We start from the raw sequence: 6,054 nt of genomic DNA on the forward strand, positions 1-6,054 counted from the left end.
CATCAAATATTTCGCGTAAAAATTTTGAAAATCTTCGATTTTCTCCATCTGTAAACATTCAGCCGCCGAAATTTTCGTGTCTTTCAAAATTCATTCTTCTCGAAAGTTTTACTTAATTATTGGTTTTCAGAGTTCTGCGATTTTTTTGTCAAATATCGGATTCCGAAAAATTCAATGCTTTAAAAATCAAATCATCGAAGTTTTTAACTATTCTCAATTATGTTTTCAGCGTCTAAGTCTTAAAAGGCAATAGGTTAACAGGGTTGTTTTCTTTTTCGTCGGATTACATACAACGTACCTGTGTATGACCAGTGGCTTTTTGCGGGCTGCGTCCTTGTCCGCCGTTACAAAAATTGAGGCGGGGTAGGAGGATGACTATTTAGCTGAACCAAAGCCATTGGTTATACACACCGTTGTATGTACTTTCGATTTCAATTCAATTAAATCGTTAGAAATTGACTCTGAAAATAGTAATTATCTGTATTTCTTGAAGTTTTCTGCTAAAATTCATATTTCTCGAAGCAAAAGAATTTCAAAAAAATAGAAGTCTATCAAAAATTCAGAATCTTGTTCGTTGGATAGAATTGAAATTCACGAAAAACATCTTTTTCAAAGGAATACAAATATTTATCAATCGTTGAGAAATTATGAAAATTCTGTGGTTTTCTCCGATTTTGTTTTTTTTTATCGAAGATTTCAGTTTTCAGACCATTAAAAACCAATTCAGCAAAGCAAAATGGTTTTAAGTTCGAAAAACAGTCTTCAGTTAAAAATATCAGCACTCAATTCCGTCTTTCACATAGATATCTCGGAGATTTTTGAAATTCTGTCTTCGAGCAATTTTTAGGTTATAAATCTCGTAAATCTTCAGTTTTTCAGCGTTTTCAATTTTTTGTCATTAGAAACGCTTCGTTTTCTGGGCAATTCTCGTTTGAAATTCATTTATCAAAGGAAATCAATCCATATTTACTTCATTAAATTTCATTTCAGTCGGATGAGTCAATTTTCAGTGCAAAATTTCATTTTTCAGATTTTCAGAGATAATTTCATGAAATTCAGTGCTCAAAGTCCTGCTTTTTCATTAAAATTCGGAATTTTCGAAGCCAGAAAAATGGGGAAATCATCAAATATTTCGCGTAAAAATTTTGAAAATCTTCGATTTTCTCCATCTATAAACATTCAGCCGCCGAAATTTTCGTGTCTTTCAAAATTCATTCTTCTCGAAAGTTTTACTTAATTATTGGTTTTCAGAGTTCAGTGATTTTTTTCATCAAATATCGGATTCCGAAAATTTCAATGCTTTAAAAATCAAATCATCGAAGTTTTCGACTATTCTCAATTTTATTTTCAGCGCCTAAGTTTTAAAAGTCAACTGGTTAAATAGGTTTTTTCTTTTTCGTCGAATTACATACAACGGTCACATATATGAAATGTTGGGGCTGCGGTGTGCGTCTTTGTCTGCCGTTACAAAAGTTGGTGCGGGGTAGAAAGGTTTACATAAACACGTAAACCCCAATATTTTATATATGATGTTGTGGGTTGTGATTTTTATATTTTCATTTTATGAATTCGCTCTTGTAATTCCATTATTCTACTTATAAGTTCCGAAAAAGTCAAAGCCTCTCCATAAATCATAAATTTGGCCATTTCAGCATAATCCTTTTCATAGTCCTTAATTACGGAGTCAGGAGGTATAATTATGATTTTATCAGCAGTATGGTTGCTATAGTCTATACTTCTCAAGGGATTGAATTTTTCCCTATGAGCAACTATGTTACCAAAAAGTTCCTTGTCCTTTAAGGCTGCAAATCCATATTCTGTATCCATTAACCTTACTAAATCATACAAGTGTCGTGAAAGGCGGTCTATGCGGATTTTTCCAGCTTCTTGGGAAAACTCTTCATGAAGTAGAAATATTTTTTCTAAGAAAGTTCTTTGTGGTAGAACAGTTGGAATAGCAAAGGATTCAGATGCAAAACTTAATTTTGGAAAATTGTCACTTAATATCGAATTGATTTCTCGTTTCTCTGTTGGTTCCATCAAAGAACGTGAACTTACTTCAATTAATACTCTTTGCGATAAATATTCTGATGGCTCCACAACGGAGTTGTAATGAATTTCAATTACCTGCGGGTCTTTATCTGAATCGGTTACTGGTTGAGCAAATAATTTACATTCGCCTATTGCATTCCATTTTGTCAAATATTGGATTAAGTCTTTGAGAAATTCTGTTGAAATGAATTCGCAAGATAGTTTCCTAAGCTTTTTGATCTGCGTTTTACTGATTTCTCCTTTAAAACCAAAAAACTTGCGGTCAATGGCCAAATCTATATCTTCAGAAAACCTCTCAATCAATTCCCATCCTTTGCTCAATGAAGTTCCGCCTTTAAATAACAGATGTTCACTATATGGTAAATTAAATGATGCATTTAAACATAGTGTTACCCACCAATCTTTTTCAATGGCAATTGCAGGTAAACCCGTTAATTCTGTTACCTGATTCAGGATTTCAATTCGTCTTTCTTTTGATAATGTTAGCCAATTGGTATTCATCTAATCGTCTTCATTAGTATTTTGTTTATCCAAGCTGGAGCTAGTTTTGCATCATAAATGATGTTCTCTATTTTCTCGTTTCTTAATATAGATTGGATTTTTTCTATCGTGTTTTCATCTACTTTCTTTTGTCCGATGGTTTTGAGTGCTTGAATAGCTAAACTACTGATTTCTCCTTTTACCATAAGGTTTTTCGGACTTGTTTTTTTGAAAGTAATTGTTCGTTTTCCGACTTTAATACTTCTGGCTGCTCCATCGGTCAAATAAACAACTTTCATAGGAACTTGGGTAGATAAACCCAATTTGTTCAAAGCTTGAGTTCCTGTAGGAATAATTCTTGCTTTATCACGTCTGGCAATGGCTTTCGTAATTTCTTCGGTTGATGGAAAGAGGACTCCAAGTTCGTTATCAATTTTTGGATATAGATAAATTCCGTGAGCCAATCGAATAAGAATTTCTTTCTCTTTCAAGCGGAGAAGAGCTTTCTTGACACTTTCGGAGCTGCCGTAGTCTAAAAAATCGTCCACAAAAAGGACACTCCCTTTCGGCAATTCGTTGAGCGATTCAGCAATTCTATTTTCTACTTGTGGTCTTTCCATTATCTTATATTCGTCCCAAATTTAGTAAATATTTGGGACGAAACGAAGTCTTAAAATAAAATTTTCAGTTAGATAAAGGTTTGACTTTGCGGAGCTATCAGCACAACGTGTGGGTATATGAAACGTTTGGCGATTCGAAGCACGAACCTGTCAAACCGCTACAAAGTTAATTAGGTGTAACGCCCTTGATATAAGCACTATCCGCCAAATGTTTTATATACCGTGTTGTGCTCTCGTGCATTCTATTACCAATCATTTATTTGTTCATATATCTTAGTCTGCCATTGCTTTATATCCTCCATTACACCAATTGAAATCAGACTGCAATTATTGCTACTTAACTCAGAATCTGTCTCTTTGAAGAAAAGACCTGATTTTATACTTGATTCAGAATTAGGATAAACTAAAGCCACACGTTTTGCATTATAATACTTCATGTAAACATACATTTGTCGCAAATCATTTGGTGACGGGTTACTCTGTTTAATATTTTTCCACTTGGTATCCAAAACAATGCAATTGTCTTTGTCTTTATTTATTACAATGTCCGGTTTCATTTTTGAATTATAACCAATAGTTGGTTTCCAAAAGTCCTTCGTGTTTTGAGCTGTTACCGTGTTTCCTGCTACTTTATATTTCCGTAAGCTTGAATATACAAATCGTTCCCATAAATAATTCATATCAAATATAAGTGCAAGAACATCATTTGTTCCAACTTTAATATCAGGGTGGTAGTTTAACAATAATAATCTTGCAATCTCAATTGAGTTTTTATATTTACTTGATTTCCTATCATATATTAATCGATTAAAGGTGTTTTCCGAAACTTTTAAATCTGGCATTTCTGGAAAGTCAAGCAATAAGGTCGTAATTCTGCTTTGCAGTTTAATATTGCAGTTAATTCTCTGTAATAGTTTAAGTGACTTGAACAATATTTGATGAAAAATATGTTCCTTGTCATATATGGAATAATTTACAAAGAAACGTTCTTTGTGAATCAGATTTGAATTTATATGTTTTGGGAAATAAATACTCCCTTTTAACGAATTCAAATTGCCAGACGTTTTTCTGTACTTCTTTATTAACCCACCATGTAGTAAATATTCAAGTTCACAAACGAAAAGTTCAAAGTACAATTCTAATATCGAATTTGCCCGAAGGTCAAGAGAAGTTGAGCTCGGTGTATGAATTTCAAATAAACCCACAGCATGAAGCATTCCAATTAAGACTTTCCTCCAATCTTTGGTTTCAAGGTCTTTGTCTGCTTTGGGTAGAATTTCAATTGTTGTTTTACCAACCATTAATACACCGACATATTCATTGAATTTTATCCCGTTATGAATAAGGTCGAAATATGGAACACCATTTTCACCATAAAACTGTTGTAGTGCTTTTAGTTGACTTGGTGTTATACGGTTATTCCCACGATCAATATGTATCCTATCGTGCTCGAAAACTGTTATATGTGACTGATTCTTAATCAAATCATTATTTCTTTAAAAGTATATTAATTGCTAAAGTAAAATCATCATCATTCATTTTTACAACATCTTTAAGTCGATAAACTTTCCGCTCAATCAATGAACTGCTATCGTACTCATCATATTCAGCGAAAATGTCTTCGTCTAACTCGTTTTGATTATCTACTATAAAACCTTTTCCAAGGACAAGCCCAATTTTGCCGAAATCTCCGTAAAAATATTCTTGAAGTAACGGGATAATTTTATTATTAAAAGCTTTCTTTAATGCAGATAGACTATTGATATTTAAAAAATAACTATGACCAATCATATGATCTTTATCGACAAGCTTTTCAATCCTTATATTGATTACCTTTAAAAGTTCAACTAAGTCAATTTCATTTATGAATCCATCAGAAGTTTTACCAACTGTTTTAATCAAATCAGGTTTTGGTGGCATTTCAACAAAACTAAACCTTCTGCGTAATGCAGTATCAAGTGCTTCAACACTGCGGTCAGCCGTATTCATTGTGCCAATTATGTATAAATTTGTTGGAATACTAAACTTTGTTTTAGAATAAGGAAGCGTAACTGAAAGTTCGTTTTCTTCTCCTTCTCTTTTATCTTCTTCAATAAGAGTTATAAGTTCTCCAAAGATTTGTGAAATGTTTCCTCTATTTATTTCATCTATAAAAATCGCATAGTTTTGGTCAGGGTCTTTTCGTGCCTTTAAGCACATTTTCTTAAATATTCCATCTTCAATTTTGTAGGTTAAATCATTTTCACCTTCATTAAAGTTTGGCTTAATTCCTTCTACAAAATCCTCATATGTAAACGATTGATGAAATGTTACAAATTCATATCTGCGAATTTCTATGTCAGAATCTTCACTAAAACCCTTTACTTCTTCGTGTAACTTTAATAACTCAGGAGCTTGTTGAACAACTTCTTCGTTAAGAATTTCCCAGTATTTATCGTCGGTTTTATTGAATATTAGAGGTGAGCCTTTTTTACTTACCTTAACACTCTCACAAGATTCAATTGTATGACTTTGCAATTGTCCCCAGATAGTTGGTGTTACAGTTGTTGAATTTGAAAGAGAAGCTTTTAACTGTAATAATTCATGATTAAAAATGTCTGCTACTTTACGTTTTTATAGTTTAAAAACGCGAAAAAAATTCACGTTTTTTTCTTTTATGCAACTAGCCGAATGTCTTGATATATCTGGGATAGAAGAGTGTTTAATTGCCTTATTCGGGTAGTGCTTTTTTTCCTTTGGTTTGCGATTTGTTGCAACTCCTGTTTAAAACTAATTGATAACAAAGGGTTTACGAAATAGTCTTTTTGAAATAAGCATGACCACATCCAAACCCACCCTTTCTTTGTAACTATATAGTAATTAGATCTATCCATCTTTTTAACCAATCCCCTTTCTATCAACT

4 protein-coding genes are annotated in these 6,054 nt (G+C 32.7%); all 4 read right to left on the reverse strand.

The window, feature by feature from the left end; genetic code table 11:
• Window positions 1-1,548: 1,548 nt before the first annotated feature.
• Window positions 1,549-2,553, reverse strand: a complete 1,005-nt coding sequence (locus tag B5X70_RS17170) for a nucleotidyl transferase AbiEii/AbiGii toxin family protein (RefSeq protein WP_079559139.1) — start codon at window positions 2,551-2,553, stop codon at window positions 1,549-1,551.
• Window positions 2,550-3,152 (reverse strand): DUF6088 family protein, encoded by a 603-nt coding sequence (locus tag B5X70_RS17175; RefSeq protein ID WP_079559140.1) that lies wholly within the window; start codon window positions 3,150-3,152, stop codon window positions 2,550-2,552. Before B5X70_RS17175 ends, B5X70_RS17170 begins: the two co-directional genes overlap by 4 nt.
• 245 nt (window positions 3,153-3,397) lie before the next feature.
• A complete protein-coding gene (locus tag B5X70_RS17180) occupies window positions 3,398-4,636 on the reverse strand; it encodes an McrC family protein (protein WP_079559141.1) in 1,239 nt (412 codons plus the stop codon).
• A gap of 4 nt (window positions 4,637-4,640) precedes the next feature.
• Window positions 4,641-5,669, reverse strand: a complete 1,029-nt coding sequence (locus B5X70_RS17185; RefSeq protein WP_157666530.1) for an McrB family protein — start codon at window positions 5,667-5,669, stop codon at window positions 4,641-4,643.
• Window positions 5,670-6,054: the final 385 nt, after the last annotated feature.

It is taken from the genome of Alkalitalea saponilacus, assembly GCF_900168165.1.
GTDB classification, from domain to species: Bacteria; Bacteroidota; Bacteroidia; order Bacteroidales; family Marinilabiliaceae; genus Natronoflexus; species Natronoflexus saponilacus.